Origin of the sequence: Mucilaginibacter sp. (genome assembly GCF_041663085.1) — a bacterium.
Classification (GTDB): Bacteria; Bacteroidota; Bacteroidia; order Sphingobacteriales; family Sphingobacteriaceae; genus Mucilaginibacter.
The window spans coordinates 30,644-48,897 of the sequence record NZ_JBAZRC010000012.1 but is presented as its reverse complement, the minus strand read 5'-3'; the positions used below and the strand labels follow the sequence as shown (position 1 = coordinate 48,897).

Here is an 18,254-nt window from a genome sequence, read left to right as displayed (position 1 = left end):
GTTTAAACAAGAAAAAATACGCAAAGATGCTGACGCAATAGCTGCACGTTTAGAAGGTGTTAAACTTACTATCGGCGCTAAAGCTGGCGAAAGCGGCAAAATTTTCGGTGCTATCAATACCATCCAGGTAGCTGATGCATTAAAGAAAGAAGGTTTTGAAGTTGACCGTCGCCGCATTACTTTTGACCAGGAGCCGAAATTTGTTGGTGATTACACCGCAATTGTGAACCTGCATAAAGAAGTTAAAGTTCAGGTTCCTTTCTCAGTTGTTGCTGAGTAATTAATCCGGAACTCATAAATTTAAAAAAGGTGTTTAGTTTAGGCTAAACACCTTTTTGCGTTTAATAAAGATTATACGGACATTAGGGCATCAAAAATTACATGGCAAAAAAAACGCAAAGCCGCAAAAGCAGCAGCAAAACCAAAGGATTTTTTAATACCGGCATTGTAAGGTTGCTTTTACGCGTGGTTAAGCTAATTGCCATTGTATTTGTTGCCGCAAGTTTGTTTGGCGTTCTGTTATTCAAATTTGTAAACCCGCCCTTTACCTGGCTGATGATACAGCGCGGCTTTGAACGCAAGGCAGATGGTAAAGACTGGAAAATTGACAAAAAATGGGTTGATTTTGACCAGATTGCCGACCCTATGAAACGCGCCGCTGTAGCCGCCGAAGACCAAAGTTTTTTAGAGAACCACGGTTTTGATTTTAAAGCGATTGAACGCGCCATTCAAAAAAACGCTAAAAGCAAAAAATTAATCGGCGGCAGTACCATTACACAGCAAACAGCCAAAAACGTTTTCCTGTACCCGGGCCGGTCTATTGTGCGCAAGGGTTTCGAGGCCTGGTTCACCATTCTGATAGAAGCCTTTTGGGGTAAGAAACGCATTATGGAGGTTTACCTCAACGTAATAGAAATGGGCGATGGCATTTACGGCATAGAGGCTGCATCACAAGCTTACTTTCATAAACCGGCATCGCAGCTTACCAAAAGGCAATCGGCAGCCATAGCGGTGATATTCCCGAACCCCTTACGATGGAGCGCTACCAACCCTACCCGCTATTTAAGGCACAGGCAATACCTCATCATGAAAAACATGCGCAGGCTGGGGCCGCTGGAGTTTTAAAGATTTGAGCGATATTAAGCAACAAATTCTGCTTATACCGGAAGATCTGAATTATAAAGAATCTTATGCCTAAAAACACCCTCACGCCTCAGCAACAAGTAACCGAACATATCCAAAAAATCGATCCTTCTATACGCGATGTGATAGAAATGCTCAGGCAGATTATTTTAGGTACTAGCAGCGAGATTGCCGAACAGATAAAGTGGAACAACCCCAGTTTTTATTACACCGGTGAAATGGCCCCATTTGACCCAAAGGAATATAAGCGGGACATAATTGTAATGAACCTGTATAAAAAACGTATTATGCTGGTATTCCCCAGCGGTGCAAAGATAAATGACACCTCGGGGCTGTTAGAAGGCGATTACAAAGACGGCAGGCGCCTGGCCATTTTTAAAGACATGGCTGATGTAAAAGCAAAAGCTGATGCTTTACAGTATGTTATTAAGCAATGGTTAAGCTTGATGTATAAATAGGTTAGAACTTATGATGGTAAACTTAATAAAGTATCTATCAGCTAAACATCGTTACCATATATTTTCTAAATAATGGTGACAACGTTTTGTCAGACCCATAAATATTAAATTACTGATAATAAAATACTTAAAAATATTCAAGGTGTTCACATGTGTGAACATGAACAAAACCGTCAAAAACACATTTCTTATTTATACTTCCAATGCCGTGTTTTGCCTTCGCTGATCCAGGCCAAGCCTTCAGCTAAACGCTTGTTACGGGTAGCTTCTGTTTTGGCGTCTTCAAACCAGGTTATGTATTCCTTTTTTTGCGAGGTACTGAATTTTTCAAAATATTCTTTTGCCACCCGGTTTTTATCAAGCAACTGACTGAGGTAATCAGGAGTATCTGTTGATATAATTGCCCGCGGGGCTACTACCTTTTTCACAGTTTTTTTTACAGACGGCACCCTCTTTAACTCCATAGCCTGCCGAATATACCAGATAAGTATATCATCGCCTGGCAGATCTGCCAGGCTGGTTAATTTGCCAATACTACCGGCATTGCCTTCATCCTTTATCAGCCCGTGTGGATCGGGCAAAGAACCGGCCTTCCAGAAACCGAAACCGCAATGCTGCTTAAAAGCCATCATAAAGCACAATACACCATCATACTCAAAAAACGGAGCGCTCCATTTCATGGTTTCCGTTATCTCGGGCGATGCTTTATGTACCAGCTCGCGCAGGTGGTTTAAAATGGGCTTTGCAAAATCTGCCGATTTTTCGATATACGCGTCTACCCGTGCATCAAATTTTTCCATTATGCAATTTAATGAAAAAATTATTTCAATAAATCTTTTAAATCAGGATGCGATTGCGAGGCCAGGAACTCCGTTATTTCAAACTCAGCGAGCCTGTGCTGATGAAAGGGATCCTCGGTGATGATCTTCTCCAATATCTCTTTTGAATCGGCCTGGGCAATAATAATGCCGCCTGTACGCGGCACTTTACGGCCACTCATGATAAATACATCCGCGGCATAATACTTCTTCAGATACTTTACATGGGCTTCCATGTGCTTATCTAGCTCTTCCAGCGGAACAATATAGTTAAGGCTGATAATGAACATGCTTAAGCAACAACCAGATCACGAAATAGTTGGATATGCCAGCTATCTTTAAATGGCACCTCCCATTTTGTTTGCAGTTCGGTTATGTTTTGGGCAAGGTTGTTAAACACAATTGTTTCGGTGTTTATCTTACCGGCTTTTAGCAAATCTTCAAACTGGTGGCGGGGTACAGATAGTATCTCTTCCCCATCGCGGTAGGCAAGGTTAAACCTGTCAAACAGGTTAATGCCAAAGTGCTGCTCCAACTGCTTCATAAAGTTCACCGATTTATCTATAGAGCAGCCACTTGCGCCGGCCTGGCTTTCGTCTACAAACAAAATCAGGAACCGGTTGTACCTTATTTCGGCTTTGGCCAGCAACTGGTTGTTATGGGCTGTCCACCCGGTAGTAAAGTTATCCAGCAAAACCTGCGCTTGCAGCGTTTCGGCATCGGTTAATTTACGATCTGATTGGTATACCCAAACCCTTGAATGTGAAGAAAATTCCATATCGCAAATTTATCAAATTATTACCTTGTGTTTATTATAAGTTGTCATGCAAACATCACTTCTGCCCGGATCTAAAAAACTGGTGCTTATTGCGGCAATATTGCTTTCCGGGGTATTTTTAGGGGGATTTACGGTGCTAAACGACGAGCAGCAATGGATAACATGGGGCAACCGCTTTCTGAACGAGAGCTACGACCCTACTGTTGAGCCCAAGCTGAAAAAGTATGAAATAATGCTCACGCCTGATCATTTTATCCGTCTTCGTAAAACTTATCAACAGGGTAAACAGGAGTATTATTCGTTTAACGTAAAGCGTTTTACCGACCTGAATTATATCCCCGGCACGGCAGCTACAGACACCCTGGAGATAAAAACCCAAACAGACGATATCATCTACCAAACTTATGAAGACCCAAAAGGCGATATAGATTCGATGGCCACAAGCTGGGATATCCCGGTAAAGAAAATGACGCAGCCGCGGGTAGATAGCTTGCGGCGGGCGTTAACCTTTTTAAAAGCAAAGGGGTTATAAACCGTTTGCCCTGACCGTTATTTCGGCAATATCCAGCACTTTTATTTCCTGTTCTTTTTCCATGTGCTTTACGCCATCGGTAAGCATGGTCATGCAGAACGGGCAGCCCGATGCAATTACACTGGCGCCGGTTTCAATCACATCAAGCATACGTTCGTCGTTAATGTCTTTATTGCCTTTTTCGGGCTCCTTAAACATTTGGGCACCGCCTGCACCACAACAAAGGCCGTTGCTTTTGCAGCGTTTCATTTCTACCAGTTCGGTATCCAATATCTCTAAAGCCGCACGCGGGGCTTCGTAAACGTTATTGCCCCGGCCCAGGTAACAGGGGTCGTGGAAGGTTATCTTTCGGCCTTTAAAGCTTTCACCACCTTCTGCTTTTAGCTTACCTTCATCAATTAATCCTTGTATCAGTTGTGTATGATGGATCACTTCGTAAGTACCGCCAAGGCCGGGATATTCATTACGGATGGTATTGAAGCAATGCGGACAGCCGGTCACTATTTTTTTGATGTTATAACCGTTCAGCACCTCAATATTCACCATGGCCTGCATCTGGAACAAAAACTCGTTACCGGCGCGTTTAGCCGGGTCGCCGGTGCAGCTTTCTTCGGTACCTAAAACGGCGTAACTGATGCCTACATGATGTAATATCTTGCAAATATCGCGGGTTATTTTTTGCGCGCGCTCGTCAAAACTACCGGCACAGCCAACCCAAAATAAAATCTCAGGTTCTTTGCCTTCGGCAGCCATTTCGGCCATGGTTGGTATCTTTTGCTCCATTATTCTTCTTCGCTTATCTCGGTTATAAACTCGTTAATGCTGCTGTAGTTGGTAAACGTAATGGCCGAATTAATCTCGTTCAGCCTGTTTAAAATATCAAGGGCTACACCCAGTGCATCGCTCTCAATGCCATGCATATTTGCATCCCAGTTGATACCGGCAAGGGTATCGTTCTCGTCCATACCCATACACCAATCCTCTAAAAAAATGGCAAGGGGAATTTCTGTTGGAACAAAGCTTTTCCAGTCGTCGCGGGCACTGGTTTTGGCGAGCCCCCTCTCCGACCAAAACGGCACAACGGCAGCTTCATCGTTTTGGGCCGACTCGGCATTGGCCCAGCCGGTTTTGCTTTTTAAACCCCACACTAATTTTGCGGCGGCTACTTTTTCTATAAACTGGTTGTATTTAACTTCTATCTCTTCTGCCATTCGTTCGTGCTATTAATCAACTTTATCATTTGCTGCCCAGTTAAACCTGTCGGCCTGGCTGTATTTCCACGGGGCGCCGTTATTTTCCATATTGCCAAACATATTGTTAAGGCTTGCCGGCGCCTGTGATTCTTCCATCACAACGTAACGGCGCATCTCGGTAATAATCTCAAGCGGGTTAATATTCACCGGGCAGGCCTCTGTGCAGGCATTACAGGTGGTACAGGCCCACAACTCCTCGCGGGTGATGTAGTTATCCAGTAAAGTTTTATCGTCGGTGTAATCCTTTCCGTGTTTATCTATATTGTTACCAACTTCAACCAGCCTGTCGCGCGTATCCATCATAATTTTGCGGGGCGATAAGAGTTTGCCCGTAATATTTGCCGGACAAACAGAAGTACACCTGCCGCATTCGGTACAGGTATAAGCCTCCATCAGGTTCTTCCAGGTAAGGTCGGTTACGTCCTTTACCCCAAAACGGCTTACTTCGGCAGGTTCGGGCACGAAGGAAGGATCGAGCATAGCCTTTACCTCGTTGGTAACCGATGCCATATCTGTAAACTCGCCTTTGGGTTTTAGGTTGGAGTAATACACATTGGGGAACGCCAGCAGTATGTGGAAATGTTTGGAATACGGCAGATAGTTTAAGAATGCCAGTATGCCGATAATATGGAACCACCAGCAGCCGCGTTCAATACCGGCTAAGGCGCCCGGCCCAGATGGCAACAGTGGTGCTATAAACCCACTGATGGGGAAACTACCCGCTGTAGCATAATGGCCAAAATGTAAAAGCTGTAATTTATAGTCGGCGGCGTTCATGGTTAGGAAAGCCGTCATCAGTAATATCTCTATGGTGAGGATGTAGTTCGCGTCAGATTTTGGCCAGGCGGTCATTTCTGTACCGTTAAAGCGTTTCAATTTAAGGATATTACGCCTTGCCAGGAATACCACGCATGATACCAGCACCAGCAGCGCCAACACCTCAAATCCGCCTATCAGTAAGCCATACAAGCTGCCCAGTGGTTTTGAGAAGATACGGTGCGAACCGAAGATGCCATCTATCATGATCTCCAGCACCTCCAGGTTAATGATCACAAAACCTACGTAGATAAAAAAGTGCATTACTGCTGCGGTTGGGCGTTTTACCATTTTGGTTTGGCCTAAAGCAACCCTGGCCATTATTGCCCAGCGCTCGGCCGGGCGGTCGCTCCTGTCAGTATCGCGGCCTAAAAGTATGTTGCGGCGTACCCTGGCAACGTTTTTACCAAACAGGTAAACAGCGCCAAGTAAAATGATGATAAATACGATTTGTGCGACCATTATATTATGCGTGCATAGTAATTTAAAGCTAAATTAGGAATTTGATTTAAAGTAAAGGTAGATATTACGGAAATGTTTTGAACTTAGAATTTGTTTAAATAACGGTTGTTGAAAGCCCTGCAGAAAAAAACTAAAAATAATTTAGCAATGTAATTCCTTGAAATTCAACCAAAGAACGTAGTAATATGCCGCCTGCTTAACTAAAGTTGAAAAAAATGTTTCCAGAAATAAAAAAAACGCTACATTTGCAGACCTTAAACGGAGCGGTATCATAGCTCAGTCGGTAGAGCAAAGGACTGAAAATCCTTGTGTCGCTGGTTCGATCCCAGCTGATACCACAAAACAAAAGCCTCTTAGAGAAATCTGAGAGGCTTTTTTGTATTTAAAGTGCTTATTTAGCCTATAAGTGCATGTTTAAAATAATTGTTAATTAAATCCACTATAGAACTACGACTGTTCTATAAATTCAAAATTCACCATTTCATAGGTAAATGTACTGCTTTTGGCGCAGTTTTGGCGCAGTTTTAGGGGTTAAATAGTCTTTCCATATCTGTATTGTTTAAGTGAATGAATGATTATGATGCCTATACAGGCGTAAGGAAAAACTAAATGCAAGGAGGAACGGAATAAATGTTGGGTAGTGTCAGGGCTTGTGTTTATGCCGTAGTTCCTTGCCTTGTGTTGTTCCTGGTGCCTAACTTTGCTGAATAATCATTCTCACACTCCCCTTTCCCACTTAGCCGATTTTCCAATTTCCAAAAAGTTTCATCAAACTACTATATATAGGAAGATTACAAAGAACTGTAATTTTTTGGAAATGTTTAGAATTGAATCAATTTGATGATTAATGCTGTGTTTGGAGTAAGGTTGGTGCAATTCGTCCTTTATGCTTTAAAAGGTACAATTCGCTGGTTTTGGTAGAAAACGGTGCAAAACACATGTTTTACCATGTAAGCTGAGCATTTGGTGGAACTACACTTTGCCATTTTCCAAAAAACTACTTGATGTTACTTAGTATAGGAGTATTACAAAGATTTAATATTTTTTGGAAATGTTTCTTGGTGAGGATAGAAATGTAGATTGGGTGGTTTGGGGTGTATTCTAAGCTTGTTCTTTAAAGGTAAACTTCGAAGCTTTCAAGAACAGTACCCTGTAAAAGAAGTTGAAGGATAAGTTATAAGGCATAAGTAAGTATTTGATTATTGCTATAATTCACATAGCTTAGAGTTTCACCTAACCCTATAGAAATGAATAAATTTTGTGTGTTGCTTCAAGCCGGTGGCGGCATTGGTTTTTCACAGTTAATAATCGCACTACTGTCAATTGGTTTCTTTGTATTAATGTTTTTTGCCTTGCGCGGGTTGATGCTATGGTATTGGAAGGTCAACACGATTGTTTCAAATCAAACAGCTCAAACTGAATTATTAAAAAGGCAAAACTTTTTGATTGAACAACAAACGGAATTGCTAAGAGGATTCAAAACACAACTAGGCGATAATGCGACTGACTATAACAAAGATGTTTGAAAGTTTTTTCAAGCGGCAAGCTATAATGCTCAAAATCTTATTATTGGCATTTATGCCTTTAACGTCACTGAAAGCACAAAACGCCGACAGTTTGATGAAAGATACCACAATCTACAAACAAGCTCAGGTTGACAAGCCGGCTGAATTTCCTGGAGGGAATCATAGTATATACCAGACCTTTGGCTATCGTTTTCATTTCACCGCTCAATCTGTAGATAATCACGCTAAAGGCAAACAGATTGTTACGTTTATTATAGAAAAGGACGGTAGCATCAGTAATATAAAATTTTCAGCGACGATTGGCTATGGCCTGGAAGAAGAATCGATCAGGGTGTTTAAAGCCTTCCCAAAGTGGAATCCAGCTTTGATTAACGGGGCCCCTGTCAGATCCATAATATCCGGTTTTCCTTTGTCCCTTAGTGTCGGACAATAAAAGGTAATAAGAATAATAAGGTGTATGAACAAGGAAGATTCCCATTAAGGTTCAAATACCCGTTCGGCAATCCCCTATTATGAAAACCAAATGTTTGCCCGCTTTGCCAGGACCGGCCGTGCGACCCTGTTCCATACGAATGGATGCACCAGCCAAACGCCTTAAAAGATATGCCGGCGATGTTCGGTGATTACGCCGGGCGGCTGTATGTTTTTGCAAAAAGTCAAAAAAGTTTAAGTATACATCAAGTTAATGTAAACCTCGTATATTTATAGAACACTATTTATACCTAACAAATTCCTATGCTAGTTACAAACATAGCGGCACTACAAGCCCTTGATCCATCGTCAGTAAATGAAGAAGTTGTTGCAGAATACTATTCGATTCAATTTGATGGTGGAGGCGGAACTTTTTATTGGGATGATTCATCAATAGAAACCGCTAATAATGGTACCATTTTCGATACTAATTTTTCACCTACGCCACTTACTGGCAAGTGGAAAAGAATCTATTCTCCACCAATTGACATTCGATGGTTCGGTGCAAAAGGAGATGGGGTAACTTATGCCACTGACCGTATTAATAATGCAATAGATTGGGCATCCTACACTAATGAAAATACCGTTATTATATCCGGGGGGACTTTTTTGATTGATGCAGGAAAGGAAGTATCGCTAAACGATAATACTCATTTGATTATTGCTGCCTTTTCAAAGCTGAAAAAATATAGAGTTGACGCCGGCGATTATACGATCGTCGGTTTAAGAAATGTTGCAAACGTTATTATAGACGGCGGTGGAGATATCGTAGGAGAGCGCGATGAGCATACGGCACCGGGTGGTGAGCATGGCTTTGGAATAAATGTAGCGGGAAGCACTAACGTTGTCATTGATAACATCAGAATCTCTGAGTGTTGGGGGGACGGCATATATATCGGTGGTGGCACCGCTGAAGTGGGTCAGCCTAATAATATTTTGGTATCACGAGTAGTATGTAACCACAACAGAAGGCAGGGGATGAGTATAACGAATGCTGATGGGGTAAAAGTGTCAAATAGTAGCTTCACAAATACCGGTGGCACTGCACCAGAAGCGGGCATAGATATTGAACCGAACGCAAATCAAACTGTAGCAAATGTTATGATAGATAACTGTCAATGTAATGCAAACGAAGGTTCTGGAATTTTGATGTTCGCAAACCCTGAAAATAGCTTCATTCATAACATAAGTTGTATGAACCTGTCAACAACAAATAACGGTGGAAAGGGCATAGACGTTGCATCAAATTCATTAGGTAGAATCAAGAATATTGACATAGTAAATGCATCGTCTGTTTCTAACAATTTAGGCGGACTCTCATTTGTACGTGTGGAAAACCTTAACGTTGTCAACTTAAGTATTTATAACAGCGGAAATTCTAAAGCTTATACTTGGAGCATTTATCTTGGCTATATTTCAAACGGAAATGTGAATAATTTCAAGATCGAGGAGAATTCCATAATGACTTCCGGATTAAGTTTGCTAGGAGATAATTTGGACGTCACGATTTCAAACGGAAATATTTCAACGTTTAACTATTCTATCACATCAGACAATTCACTAAGCAATAAAAACATCAGAATCTTAAATGTGAAAGTAAGCCAAGCCAGTTCTTGGGGGATTAGCTTAAAATATACTACGAACTCCGTTATTTCCGGCAACATAATAGAGCAATGTGGGCGGGATGGTATCAGGCTAACTGACAGTAATAATAACATAATCAGCAATAATGAAATTACTGACGTGGGAAAAGATGTATCGAACACATTTGCAGGGATACTTATTGAAGGCACCTCTGATAACAACAATATTCAGGGTAATGCCATAAGAGCCGGATTGGCCACAAACAAGATCAAGTATGGTATTTCATGTACCTCTACGTCAGCAGCGGTGTCGAATTTTATCATTAATAATGACCTTCTAAATTCGGGTCTTACCAATAAGATAAATAACTCAGGGGTTAAAAATGTTGTAATAGACAATCGTTATAATGTTGCTGGCAGTACTGTTAATCGCCCTACAGGAATACCAACCGGTTTCATATACAGCAATACGGATACCTTCATCCCTGAAATTTGGAATGGTACAACTTGGGTTTACAATGTGGGGACAGTAAAAAGTATAGGGTCAGCGCATACCAATGCCGATGGCCTAAATCTAACTGGTACGCTTGTAGACGGTGCAATAACAAGTGTTATTGTCGCTTCCGGAACTGAATATCCTTCTGCTAGTGGTGAGGTAAGGACGTTCAATGGTTATTCGTATGAGCGCACGTACAGTATTTATAAGGATGCTTTTACAGCAAACCTTTGGGTGCAAAATTATAATGGAAGTGCCGTGGGACAAGGGTGGGTGTTATTGACTTTGGCAGTGTCGTCTACCAGTGCGCCCGGTAAAATCCAACTGGCTACTCAAGCTGAAGTACAAGCGGCATCGAACGGAGTAAAAGCTATAACTCCTTCAACTCTTAACGCCGCCCTCGATAATTCGTATAATACGATCAACCCAAGTTCCGCGTCCAGCATAAGTAAGCTTGATCTTAATACAACATATCCGTTTAATGCAGCTACTGGTATAGGCAAGACAGGCTTTCGTGTCTTATATCCCCATTTAACAGGCGGGCCAATAATTGCCATCAAAATTGATAACTCAATAGCCGGTGACTGGCTGTTGTTCCCTGCAACGCTGGCAGTGTAGGCATAACGTAATACGATGCTATACCATTCCTCAGCGCTTCTCGCCAGGGTCATGCACATGCGGCTTCAAACCAAGATGCTTAAAAAGTGGAGTATAAAAGCTGGGAGGCTCCCAAAGGGAAACCCTGGTTTTATATACTACCTTGAAACGAAGTGGCTGTATGCTGATGTATCAGCTAACTTTGAGAAGAGAATTAATATAATTTATATATTTAGCAATGGATATTGAACTTTCAAAGAAAAAGCCAAGAGAAGTATGCGGGATAATTATTCCGATAAGTAATACAGATGGCTACCCATTAGGTCAATGGGAAGATGTGCTAAATATTTTAATGGAAGTAATCGATCTCGCAGGGTTCGACGGCAAAGTTGTAAGTGATTCTAAAGTAAGTAACATAATTCATGGAGAGATAGTAAAGAATCTTTATTCAAATCCAATCGTTATTTGCGATGTAAGTTCAAAAAACCCTAATGTAATGTTCGAGCTTGGTTTAAGATTGGCTTTCGATAAGCCGACGATAGTCATTAAAGATGATGCTACAGATTATAACTTCGACACTTCACCTATTAGACATATTTCGTACCCGAAAGATCTTAGGCATACAAAGATTATACAATTTAAAAAAGAATTAAAAGCAGCATTAATCGCAACTTATCGAGCTTTTGAAGATGGCACATACAAAACCTTTTTACAAAGTTTTACAGAATACAAACCCACGATCACAGTACAAGACATCGACCTTAAAGATTATGTAATTCAAGGATTTGATGAAATCAAAAGAGAATTGCAACAGGTTTATAATAATGTAGGACTTCGGCCAACGCTCGATGGTGTAAAGGACAACCCAGTATTGTTAGTTAGGATAAAACACACTAAAAAAACTGGGAAAGCTATGAGTGACCATGTTAAGAAAATTGTCGATAAAAATCTCTCAACTTTCGATAGATGGTACGTAAATACCACATCTGATGGAGAAATATTGATTACGTTGAAAGCGCCAGAACACTCGCTAACGCAATTAATAAAAGCTTTGCAAGCAGATGATGATTTGACAGTTACAACTGCTTATTTCTAAACGGTATCCGACGGCTGCAATATCTGAAGCAACTCATACTCAGTTTTCTCGGCGCCCGTTTTAAATTTGGTCTTATGAATTTGAATATGAATTATACACTCCTTATTTAGGAACTCCTTGTCATAAGCAATAAGAGTTTCGTCGTTTAAATCTTCCGCGATAATTCCCGAGATGGCCTCGCCATTTAACGTTAGAGTTTCAAACTTACCTGAATCGAGAAGTATTCCGCGAAGTATAACCGCAATGAATTGTTCCACGTCTTCTTCGACTGTCGAAGCAACTCGAAGATATGCTTGCTCAACTTGCTCCTCTGAAAAAACAACCCCTACTTCGCCAGATTCCATTTTCAAAATTGAATGTTCATCTACGATTTCCTTTAAAAATCTTTTTAAATTCTTTAAATGCCTATTTGGGATATTTTCGATAGTAGATTCAAAAAGTTCGTCGCTTTCAGCAATATTCGCGATTAACTGAATAACTTGTTTCATCGCAGTTGATATATCTCTTTCTGCAAATAAATCGTTGCTTTCCAATTGGCTTAACTCAACACCGAATGACCCAACGGGTAAAGCAGTTATAAATAACTCTGAATTGGGGAGGCTTTTCGCCTGGCCTCTACGCCCTACGCTACCAAATCGATGCAGTGCTGCTTGAGTTTTAATCATTTCTTGAAAAGGAATAATTGTCTTGCCAACGAAAGAAGATTTAATTCCAATCGCCCCCCTAACCGCACGGCCACTAAAGAGCAGACTTATCTTAGGTTCAAATTCAGTCTGAGGTAAATTTCTCAGTTCATCTTGTAATTCATCCAATTTTGAGCGAAGCCCTATCGACATGAAAGGGTGTTCCTTTACCATATCCAACATTCTGGAAGTGTCAACGATTTCAGCCATCACCCTTTCTTTTGTCCTAAACAAACTCATATTGTTAGTCCATTTAAATAAGTTAAAGCATCGGCATCCTCTACCGGTGTATTAATTGGAACATTTAATATTCCTTTCCAAACACCGTGCCTATTATGCGTAAATAACTGTATCCAATACCTCGTGGATTGGACTGTATTTAATGGGTGAAAGGTGCAATCCACTACATAATGATCTAAAAGGTATTTAGCTTTCGAGTGCGTAGGATTGAAGAATTCTGGAAAATTGGTTGCTATTGTCCCTTGAACTGTCATATCTAATCCTCCAAAGAAAGTTACAACGTCTAAATCACTTGGGGGACGCCCTTCCAACAATTCAATATTTTCGACAAAGCTACCATCTACCCACTGGAAGCCATCAACAACACCGTGTTGCGACATATTTAATCTAAACGTTATGAAACCTTTTAAAATTGCTACTCTTTCAACTGAGGTTGCGAACCTCGCACATAACTCCATTATAGTACAATTATATGGAGATAGATCATTTGGAGCTGTTGGAGAACCCAAATGAGGTGGTAAAACGTTGTTATGATTGAATGATGGTATTGGACACATAATCCTTTTGGAATAGGTATAGGTATAGCTAATGTATGTAAATATATAACATTATCTTAGAGAAATTAAAAGTTATGTTAGTATCTCCATCACGCGAGCCGTCTAAAGCACCGAACATAATTGGAGGTGATTGCGAGTGGAGCTAGGGTCTGAGCAGAGAAAGTACTCATTACGACTGCTCAGTATGCTCATAAAAAACTGGCGGTGCCATTTGATAAACTTTGAAGGTTAACCTGTTTTTACAGTAAGGTAATTTATGAAAGCACTACAAGTAACTAGTATAAACTTTGCGTCCTCTTGATTTAGATCAGATTGCTCTAATAGTGCATGGCGAATCCCCTCTGCATCACTTGAGTAGCCGTAAAGAGCGTTAAAAGCCGTCTTTAATGAACCGTGTAAAGCATGATTCTTTTCAATAAATGCTAACGCTTTACCTAATGTGGTTTTTTCTTCTCCTGTAATCAATTTACAATAAGCTTCGACTGCTGATATTGATTCTTTTATACTGTTACGATAATCAGGATTTGTTCGATCTGAAAACAATTCCAATGCTCTTTTAAGATGAATCTTTACCGAAGGTTTACTTGGGTTATTTAACGCTTCTTCAATCGACTCAATCTCAATGGAAGATGAAATTTCACTAATTTGAAAGTCTATAAACCGATAGGCGGATAAGAAGCGCTCAAGTGTTTTATTGCAATTCTCGACGAAATGCTTATTATTTGGATTGTTAACACCCCCGTGATATTGGTCGAGTTCGTAGTTATTTAGTATAAATTCTAAAACATTAAACACTTCATACCAAGGGGATTTGATGAACACCTCTTTTACCATTTCACAAATTAGAGGAGCGCTTGGAAAATCATCATATCTCCGATGAAAATATCCCATCCATAATCTATTTAACAATACCCGAGATGGATCATTATTGTCACTGATGTGAAATGAAAGCTTATCGAAATATAATAAATAGGCGATATTCCATAAGGCATTTTTAGTTTCATCATCGATAGATTCTCGTTGAATCTCTACTCTCGTTGGGGTTATCCCCATTCTTTCAGAAAATGATTTCATATTATAATTATAAGCTAAAATATTTATTAATTTTTAATTAGCGAACCAACCTGCGAATAGAGCAAAACGTCTGTGAAGAGAGAGCCGATAGGCGGTTTCACAGAATGCTTCACAAAGGCTTGGCGCTGCGGTTGCTATATGGATAGCGGGTTGGCATTGCAAGCGCCGTGACAATGGCTGAAGCGTTTTGCGAGACGCAGGTGAGCTAAAATTATGATGAGCGACTGGATTTGTAAATGTTGAACGTTGCAAGCTTTACCTGGTTGTAAAACCAAGTATAAGCGCAGCATTAGTGAAACGTATATAAATACAGAGAAAGCGAATGAGGAGTGGCGATTCTCCGAAAATCAAATCGCATGACAAGCCGGCTTTGCCGGTAAAGCGTTAATGTGCTTTGAAAAAGCTTATTAATGCTTAACGAAGCTTGGCGTGATGGTTTGATGAGGTTAGCGCAACGTAACACCTATCTTCCTGGTGGGTGAGAGGCCCGAAGCGCAAAGAACATATTTAACCATTCCCTCTTAAGCAACTCTTAGGAAATGGTTAAATATGGTTCTGGTTGCTTTCATGTATATGTAACTGTTAGTAGTTGTTAAACTATCGACGATCCCGATATTCCCTTAAGAATAGATTCGAAGTCTTTCCTCCCGTATGCAGTCGCTTTGTATTGAGTAATAATTAGTCTTCCACCCTCGATATCCGATAAGCTGACATTTTTTAACAGAGAATAACGTTCAATAATAGGTTTAAACTTTTCTAAACCGTTTGGTGATAAACAATTATAGATGAGCAATAACAATTCATTAGAAGATAGCTGGGCACGAACAAGCGCAGTGTAGAATTTCTTATCTTTTATGGAAGATGTATCTACAAACTTAAAGATATGATATAGATTTCTAAAGTAGTGACTAAGTGCATCTTCGTGGTTATCATAAAAACTAAGATAGGCGTCAACTAATTTCACAACAGATGTTTTGTCGATTGCCTCACATTCCTTTTTAAAAAGGGTGTTGAAAGTTTTAAAACAATCTCTTCCAATTCTATTAGGCCCACCAGTGCTGCTTCGGAAAGTCATTGAATTCACAATGTTATGGTGCAGATTGAGCATCTGATAAAAAGAACTTTCAAATCTCTGCAATGTTTGAGTTGCAAGTTGTTCAGAATAAACTTTTCTCGTTTCCTCTAACTCTTTGGTTTGCAATTCAAATTCCTTAATCTGTTGTCTTAAAGCATCTGTTTGTAAACCCAAAGCTTCTTTATTGACTGCCATATCTTTTCGTTGTTCCGTAAGGGCAACATAAAATAATATCACACTCGCTAAAGACCAACATGTGCCAACTAACCCACTCAAAATAGAACCATAGCTACTAATTTTGCCATCATTCACCGGTAGATTAGTTGATAGTCCTGACCATTCTTTCCAAAAGAAAATCATTGTTAATATGACTGCGAAACCAACGCCAAGCGACATTAAATAAATTGCGTGTCTGTCTGTGAACTTCATAAGATTAGGTTTATGCCCCTAAGTTAGTAAGTTAGTATTCTAACCTACTATAATGTCTTTCAATAATGGCTTCACATGAATTATAAAGTCTTTACCGTTCCATGTAGCTTCACAGCTTTTTAAACGGAATGTATCACCTTGATTCCAATTACCACTTACTATATCTTCTATAAGGTCACTCAGCCAAACAGTTTCCCCAATAACAATATCAGATGGTATTAAGTAAGCCGCAAAAGGGGATTCAAAGTGATGTGGATAGTAGTAGGTAAAATCAATCACCGTTGCTAAATTCTTATCACCCCACGTATTCTCTCGATAATCATGTACTACTTTTATTTCTCCTGTGGTAGTATTTTGCACTACCGAATACTTGCTTTTTATTTGGGGTGATGGCACTACAGGTTTGACTAATGGCCAATAGCCTTCTTTTACAGCTGCGTTAATTGCAGCTTCTGACCTTGCGGTCTTTATAATTCTTAAATTATTTTCCATTTTGTTTATATGTGATGGTTAGGTTGTCTTGATTTATATCCACTTTAAGACAGGTTTGTGGTTGGTCATTAACTAAAGTCTGCAACTCTGTTTCGCTTAATGATGCTGTATCAAATACGGTCGTTTGACATTGATCGCACATCTTACCTTTTTTTAAGGAATCAGTTACACTCAATTCTTCCCACTGTTTTGAGAAAGGACAATGCAGCTTCTTTAAGAATGTGTCGGCATCTGTATAAATTTCTTTTGTAATTGGGTTGTATTTCATTGTTTTATAAGAGCCTACTATGATGTAGGCTCTCGAAGTAATACTAATCAAATGATTGCACTGAACCGTCGGAGAACCTTATTTTTGAAATATGGCCAGTTGGGGTTTTACCTTCATAGCCCTCTAATGGAGTTATAGCAAAATCATCTTTTCCAGTTCCGTTAACCGGAAGGTTTACATTTCTTATAATTTTCACCGTAGCATCATTAACTAAGCTGCGTTTCATACTCGATTCGCTCCACTCGTGGAAATCGTTATAAACAAAAACATACATTATCTGAGTTATATCCTTTTTATGAATGTTATGATAGTGAACTGTAATTCGAGGGTTGAAATTGGCATCGAAATACTTCTTGTACGATGTAACAAATTTCTGTGATTGGCCGTAGATCGTGCCTGAAATCATAGCGGCTACTAATATGCAGATAGCTGTTTTAATTTTGAATTTCATGCCTCTTTTATTTATCAATGTATCGCGACTTTAAATCGAATGTAAACAAGCGTGGATTAGTCCCTTCATTTGAATTGTAGTCAGATAGTATACAATCAATTCTTTCCGATTTTGGCCCGGTCTCTGGTGGTCTGCCAGTGTAGGTTATTTGGCCCCGGCTTTTATCGTTGAATGAAACTACGTTGCCTTTGTAGTAAGCAGACGCATTTAAGCTTTTATGCAAAACATTAAACCAGGTTTTGTTGTGAAACGCGTGCTTCACAGTGAATTTGACGGTAGTTTCATCCTCTTCGATCAATACAGCGAATAGCGTTGTATCAGACTTTCCCTCCATAGCTTTCCATACAAAATATTTAACCTCCCCATCAACTGTTGGCGTTTTAGATTCTAATTTCCATTTAGCGCTAATAGACTTAAGATGTGTTGAAACTTGTGTTATAGAGGATCCTTTATTACTCATCCAGATTGTAAAAAGCTTTTGTAGTTGACTGTAAGTAAGTGTTTGTGCCTGGATATTTATCATTTTAAACATCAAGGCAATGATCAGTATTAGTTTTCTCATTGTGATAATTAGGGAACCGATTAGTCATATCGGTAGGTTTGTAATGATTATAGTGGACTAAACCATAATGCTAAATTAATAATTTACTTAGTTATAACTAAGTAGTATTTAAGCTTTGTTTTTATTCTTTCGTTGTTGATGGCAGCGAATCTTAAAACAGATATTGAAGCTTACGTAATCAATAAGGTCAAGGAGAAAAGGGAGGCTTTAAAGCTGACTCAATCTGAACTTGCTGTGCAGTTGGATTTGTCTGATGGCTTTATTGGCCAAGTTGAAAGCTCAAAGTTTCCTGCTAAATACAACCTTAATCATTTGAATAAGCTTGCTATAATATTTAAATGTTCTGTTAAAGATTTTCTACCTAACGAGCCTTTTAAGTAGGAGCCGAAACTCC

The 18,254-nt window shown here is 39.9% G+C and carries 23 protein-coding genes and 1 tRNA gene; 10 read left to right on the top strand and 14 right to left on the bottom strand.

The window, feature by feature from the left end; translation table 11 throughout:
• From rplI to WC615_RS05005, 3 genes are all read left to right on the top strand, one after another.
• The coding region (gene rplI, locus WC615_RS05015; protein ID WP_372977038.1) for a 50S ribosomal protein L9 at nt 1-280 on the top strand (280 nt) is incomplete at its 5' end.
• Nucleotides 281-381: 101 nt separating this feature from the next.
• Nucleotides 382-1,125, top strand: a complete 744-nt coding sequence (mtgA, locus tag WC615_RS05010) for a monofunctional biosynthetic peptidoglycan transglycosylase (protein WP_372977037.1) — start codon at nt 382-384, stop codon at nt 1,123-1,125.
• Between the two features lie 65 nt (nt 1,126-1,190).
• The gene (locus WC615_RS05005; protein ID WP_372977036.1) at nt 1,191-1,601 is read left to right on the top strand and encodes a DUF1801 domain-containing protein; all 411 of its coding nucleotides are present in this window, start codon (nt 1,191-1,193) and stop codon (nt 1,599-1,601) included.
• A 188-nt stretch (nt 1,602-1,789) separates the two neighbouring features.
• Here the strand turns inward: WC615_RS05005 and WC615_RS05000 are convergent, their stop codons facing one another.
• The 3 genes from WC615_RS05000 to WC615_RS04990 are packed head-to-tail and all read right to left on the bottom strand — an operon-like array spanning nt 1,790 to nt 3,197.
• Nucleotides 1,790-2,401, bottom strand: coding sequence for a DUF1801 domain-containing protein (locus tag WC615_RS05000; RefSeq protein WP_372977035.1), 612 nt, complete (start codon nt 2,399-2,401; stop codon nt 1,790-1,792).
• 20 nt (nt 2,402-2,421) lie between these two features.
• A complete protein-coding gene (locus tag WC615_RS04995) occupies nt 2,422-2,709 on the bottom strand; it encodes a YciI family protein (RefSeq protein ID WP_372977034.1) in 288 nt (95 codons plus the stop codon).
• 2 nt (nt 2,710-2,711) lie between these two features.
• A complete protein-coding gene (locus WC615_RS04990; protein ID WP_372977033.1) occupies nt 2,712-3,197 on the bottom strand; it encodes an ABC transporter ATPase in 486 nt (161 codons plus the stop codon).
• 46 nt (nt 3,198-3,243) lie between these two features.
• Between WC615_RS04990 and WC615_RS04985 the strand changes: the two genes are divergently transcribed.
• Nucleotides 3,244-3,729, top strand: coding sequence for a hypothetical protein (locus WC615_RS04985; RefSeq protein ID WP_372977032.1), 486 nt, complete (start codon nt 3,244-3,246; stop codon nt 3,727-3,729).
• On the opposite strand, the gene WC615_RS04980 is transcribed toward WC615_RS04985, so the two are convergent.
• Genes WC615_RS04980 through WC615_RS04970 form a run of 3 tightly spaced genes read right to left on the bottom strand, consistent with a single transcriptional unit; the run spans nt 3,724 to nt 6,260 of the window.
• Complete coding sequence (locus tag WC615_RS04980) at nt 3,724-4,512, bottom strand: (Fe-S)-binding protein (protein ID WP_372977031.1); 789 nt, start codon at nt 4,510-4,512, stop codon at nt 3,724-3,726. The two genes, WC615_RS04985 and WC615_RS04980, sit on opposite strands and share 6 nt — an antisense overlap.
• On the bottom strand, nt 4,512-4,940 hold the full coding sequence (locus WC615_RS04975) for a DUF2750 domain-containing protein (protein ID WP_372977030.1): 429 nt from the start codon (nt 4,938-4,940) through the stop codon (nt 4,512-4,514). Before WC615_RS04975 ends, WC615_RS04980 begins: the two co-directional genes overlap by 1 nt.
• Before the next feature lie 12 nt (nt 4,941-4,952).
• Nucleotides 4,953-6,260 carry a 4Fe-4S dicluster domain-containing protein gene (locus tag WC615_RS04970; protein ID WP_372977029.1) on the bottom strand — a complete coding sequence of 436 codons (1,308 nt, stop codon included), beginning with the start codon at nt 6,258-6,260 and terminating at the stop codon, nt 4,953-4,955.
• 265 nt (nt 6,261-6,525) lie between these two features.
• On the opposite strand from WC615_RS04970, the gene WC615_RS04965 reads away from it, so the two are divergent.
• From WC615_RS04965 to WC615_RS04945, 5 genes are all read left to right on the top strand, one after another.
• Nucleotides 6,526-6,598: transfer RNA gene (locus WC615_RS04965), tRNA-Phe, on the top strand.
• 909 nt (nt 6,599-7,507) lie between these two features.
• On the top strand, nt 7,508-7,786 hold the full coding sequence (locus WC615_RS04960; RefSeq protein ID WP_372977028.1) for a hypothetical protein: 279 nt from the start codon (nt 7,508-7,510) through the stop codon (nt 7,784-7,786).
• Nucleotides 7,779-8,219: an energy transducer TonB gene (locus WC615_RS04955; RefSeq protein ID WP_372977027.1), complete on the top strand. Its 441-nt coding sequence runs from the start codon at nt 7,779-7,781 to the stop codon at nt 8,217-8,219. Before WC615_RS04960 ends, WC615_RS04955 begins: the two co-directional genes overlap by 8 nt.
• A 302-nt stretch (nt 8,220-8,521) precedes the next feature.
• The gene (locus WC615_RS04950; protein WP_372977026.1) at nt 8,522-10,954 is read left to right on the top strand and encodes a right-handed parallel beta-helix repeat-containing protein; all 2,433 of its coding nucleotides are present in this window, start codon (nt 8,522-8,524) and stop codon (nt 10,952-10,954) included.
• A gap of 217 nt (nt 10,955-11,171) precedes the next feature.
• Entirely contained in the window at nt 11,172-12,029 is an 858-nt protein-coding gene (locus WC615_RS04945) for a hypothetical protein (protein ID WP_372977025.1), read from the top strand.
• On the opposite strand, the gene WC615_RS04940 is transcribed toward WC615_RS04945, so the two are convergent.
• From WC615_RS04940 to WC615_RS04905, 8 genes are all read right to left on the bottom strand, one after another.
• On the bottom strand, nt 12,026-12,952 hold the full coding sequence (locus tag WC615_RS04940; RefSeq protein ID WP_372977024.1) for a hypothetical protein: 927 nt from the start codon (nt 12,950-12,952) through the stop codon (nt 12,026-12,028). The genes WC615_RS04945 and WC615_RS04940 overlap by 4 nt on opposite strands.
• Nucleotides 12,949-13,509, bottom strand: coding sequence for a hypothetical protein (locus WC615_RS04935; RefSeq protein ID WP_372977023.1), 561 nt, complete (start codon nt 13,507-13,509; stop codon nt 12,949-12,951). The genes WC615_RS04940 and WC615_RS04935 overlap by 4 nt, the downstream gene beginning before the upstream one ends.
• A gap of 228 nt (nt 13,510-13,737) precedes the next feature.
• Nucleotides 13,738-14,583: an AbiJ-NTD4 domain-containing protein gene (locus WC615_RS04930; RefSeq protein ID WP_372977022.1), complete on the bottom strand. Its 846-nt coding sequence runs from the start codon at nt 14,581-14,583 to the stop codon at nt 13,738-13,740.
• A gap of 592 nt (nt 14,584-15,175) precedes the next feature.
• The gene (locus WC615_RS04925) at nt 15,176-16,087 is read right to left on the bottom strand and encodes a putative phage abortive infection protein (protein ID WP_372977021.1); all 912 of its coding nucleotides are present in this window, start codon (nt 16,085-16,087) and stop codon (nt 15,176-15,178) included.
• 39 nt (nt 16,088-16,126) lie between these two features.
• The gene (locus WC615_RS04920; RefSeq protein ID WP_372977020.1) at nt 16,127-16,579 is read right to left on the bottom strand and encodes a hypothetical protein; all 453 of its coding nucleotides are present in this window, start codon (nt 16,577-16,579) and stop codon (nt 16,127-16,129) included.
• Entirely contained in the window at nt 16,569-16,847 is a 279-nt protein-coding gene (locus WC615_RS04915) for a hypothetical protein (protein WP_372977019.1), read from the bottom strand. The genes WC615_RS04920 and WC615_RS04915 overlap by 11 nt, the downstream gene beginning before the upstream one ends.
• 43 nt (nt 16,848-16,890) lie before the next feature.
• The gene (locus WC615_RS04910) at nt 16,891-17,298 is read right to left on the bottom strand and encodes a hypothetical protein (RefSeq protein WP_372977018.1); all 408 of its coding nucleotides are present in this window, start codon (nt 17,296-17,298) and stop codon (nt 16,891-16,893) included.
• Between the two features lie 7 nt (nt 17,299-17,305).
• A complete protein-coding gene (locus WC615_RS04905; protein WP_372977017.1) occupies nt 17,306-17,860 on the bottom strand; it encodes a hypothetical protein in 555 nt (184 codons plus the stop codon).
• Between the two features lie 138 nt (nt 17,861-17,998).
• Here WC615_RS04905 and WC615_RS04900 point away from each other — a divergent pair, with 138 nt between their 5' ends.
• Nucleotides 17,999-18,241 (top strand): helix-turn-helix domain-containing protein, encoded by a 243-nt coding sequence (locus WC615_RS04900; protein WP_372977016.1) that lies wholly within the window; start codon nt 17,999-18,001, stop codon nt 18,239-18,241.
• Nucleotides 18,242-18,254: the final 13 nt, after the last annotated feature.

Bases quoted from the DNA above. Each gene is read 5' to 3' on its own strand.
- WC615_RS04915 (WP_372977019.1), bottom strand. From the start codon at position 16,847: ATGAAATACAACCCAATTACAAAAGAAATTTATACAGATGCCGACACA.
- WC615_RS04905 (WP_372977017.1), bottom strand. From the start codon at position 17,860: ATGAGAAAACTAATACTGATCATTGCCTTGATGTTTAAAATGATAAAT.
- WC615_RS04940 (WP_372977024.1), bottom strand. From the start codon at position 12,952: ATGAGTTTGTTTAGGACAAAAGAAAGGGTGATGGCTGAAATCGTTGAC.
- WC615_RS04970 (WP_372977029.1), bottom strand. From the start codon at position 6,260: ATGGTCGCACAAATCGTATTTATCATCATTTTACTTGGCGCTGTTTAC.
- WC615_RS04920 (WP_372977020.1), bottom strand. From the start codon at position 16,579: ATGGAAAATAATTTAAGAATTATAAAGACCGCAAGGTCAGAAGCTGCA.
- WC615_RS04935 (WP_372977023.1), bottom strand. From the start codon at position 13,509: ATGTGTCCAATACCATCATTCAATCATAACAACGTTTTACCACCTCAT.
- WC615_RS04900 (WP_372977016.1), top strand. From the start codon at position 17,999: ATGGCAGCGAATCTTAAAACAGATATTGAAGCTTACGTAATCAATAAG.
- WC615_RS04985 (WP_372977032.1), top strand. From the start codon at position 3,244: ATGCAAACATCACTTCTGCCCGGATCTAAAAAACTGGTGCTTATTGCG.
- WC615_RS04945 (WP_372977025.1), top strand. From the start codon at position 11,172: ATGGATATTGAACTTTCAAAGAAAAAGCCAAGAGAAGTATGCGGGATA.
- WC615_RS04950 (WP_372977026.1), top strand. From the start codon at position 8,522: ATGCTAGTTACAAACATAGCGGCACTACAAGCCCTTGATCCATCGTCA.
- WC615_RS04960 (WP_372977028.1), top strand. From the start codon at position 7,508: ATGAATAAATTTTGTGTGTTGCTTCAAGCCGGTGGCGGCATTGGTTTT.
- WC615_RS05000 (WP_372977035.1), bottom strand. From the start codon at position 2,401: ATGGAAAAATTTGATGCACGGGTAGACGCGTATATCGAAAAATCGGCA.
- WC615_RS04975 (WP_372977030.1), bottom strand. From the start codon at position 4,940: ATGGCAGAAGAGATAGAAGTTAAATACAACCAGTTTATAGAAAAAGTA.
- WC615_RS04995 (WP_372977034.1), bottom strand. From the start codon at position 2,709: ATGTTCATTATCAGCCTTAACTATATTGTTCCGCTGGAAGAGCTAGAT.
- WC615_RS04930 (WP_372977022.1), bottom strand. From the start codon at position 14,583: ATGAAATCATTTTCTGAAAGAATGGGGATAACCCCAACGAGAGTAGAG.
- WC615_RS04980 (WP_372977031.1), bottom strand. From the start codon at position 4,512: ATGGAGCAAAAGATACCAACCATGGCCGAAATGGCTGCCGAAGGCAAA.
- WC615_RS04910 (WP_372977018.1), bottom strand. From the start codon at position 17,298: ATGAAATTCAAAATTAAAACAGCTATCTGCATATTAGTAGCCGCTATG.
- WC615_RS04990 (WP_372977033.1), bottom strand. From the start codon at position 3,197: ATGGAATTTTCTTCACATTCAAGGGTTTGGGTATACCAATCAGATCGT.
- WC615_RS05005 (WP_372977036.1), top strand. From the start codon at position 1,191: ATGCCTAAAAACACCCTCACGCCTCAGCAACAAGTAACCGAACATATC.
- WC615_RS04955 (WP_372977027.1), top strand. From the start codon at position 7,779: ATGTTTGAAAGTTTTTTCAAGCGGCAAGCTATAATGCTCAAAATCTTA.
- mtgA (WP_372977037.1), top strand. From the start codon at position 382: ATGGCAAAAAAAACGCAAAGCCGCAAAAGCAGCAGCAAAACCAAAGGA.
- WC615_RS04925 (WP_372977021.1), bottom strand. From the start codon at position 16,087: ATGAAGTTCACAGACAGACACGCAATTTATTTAATGTCGCTTGGCGTT.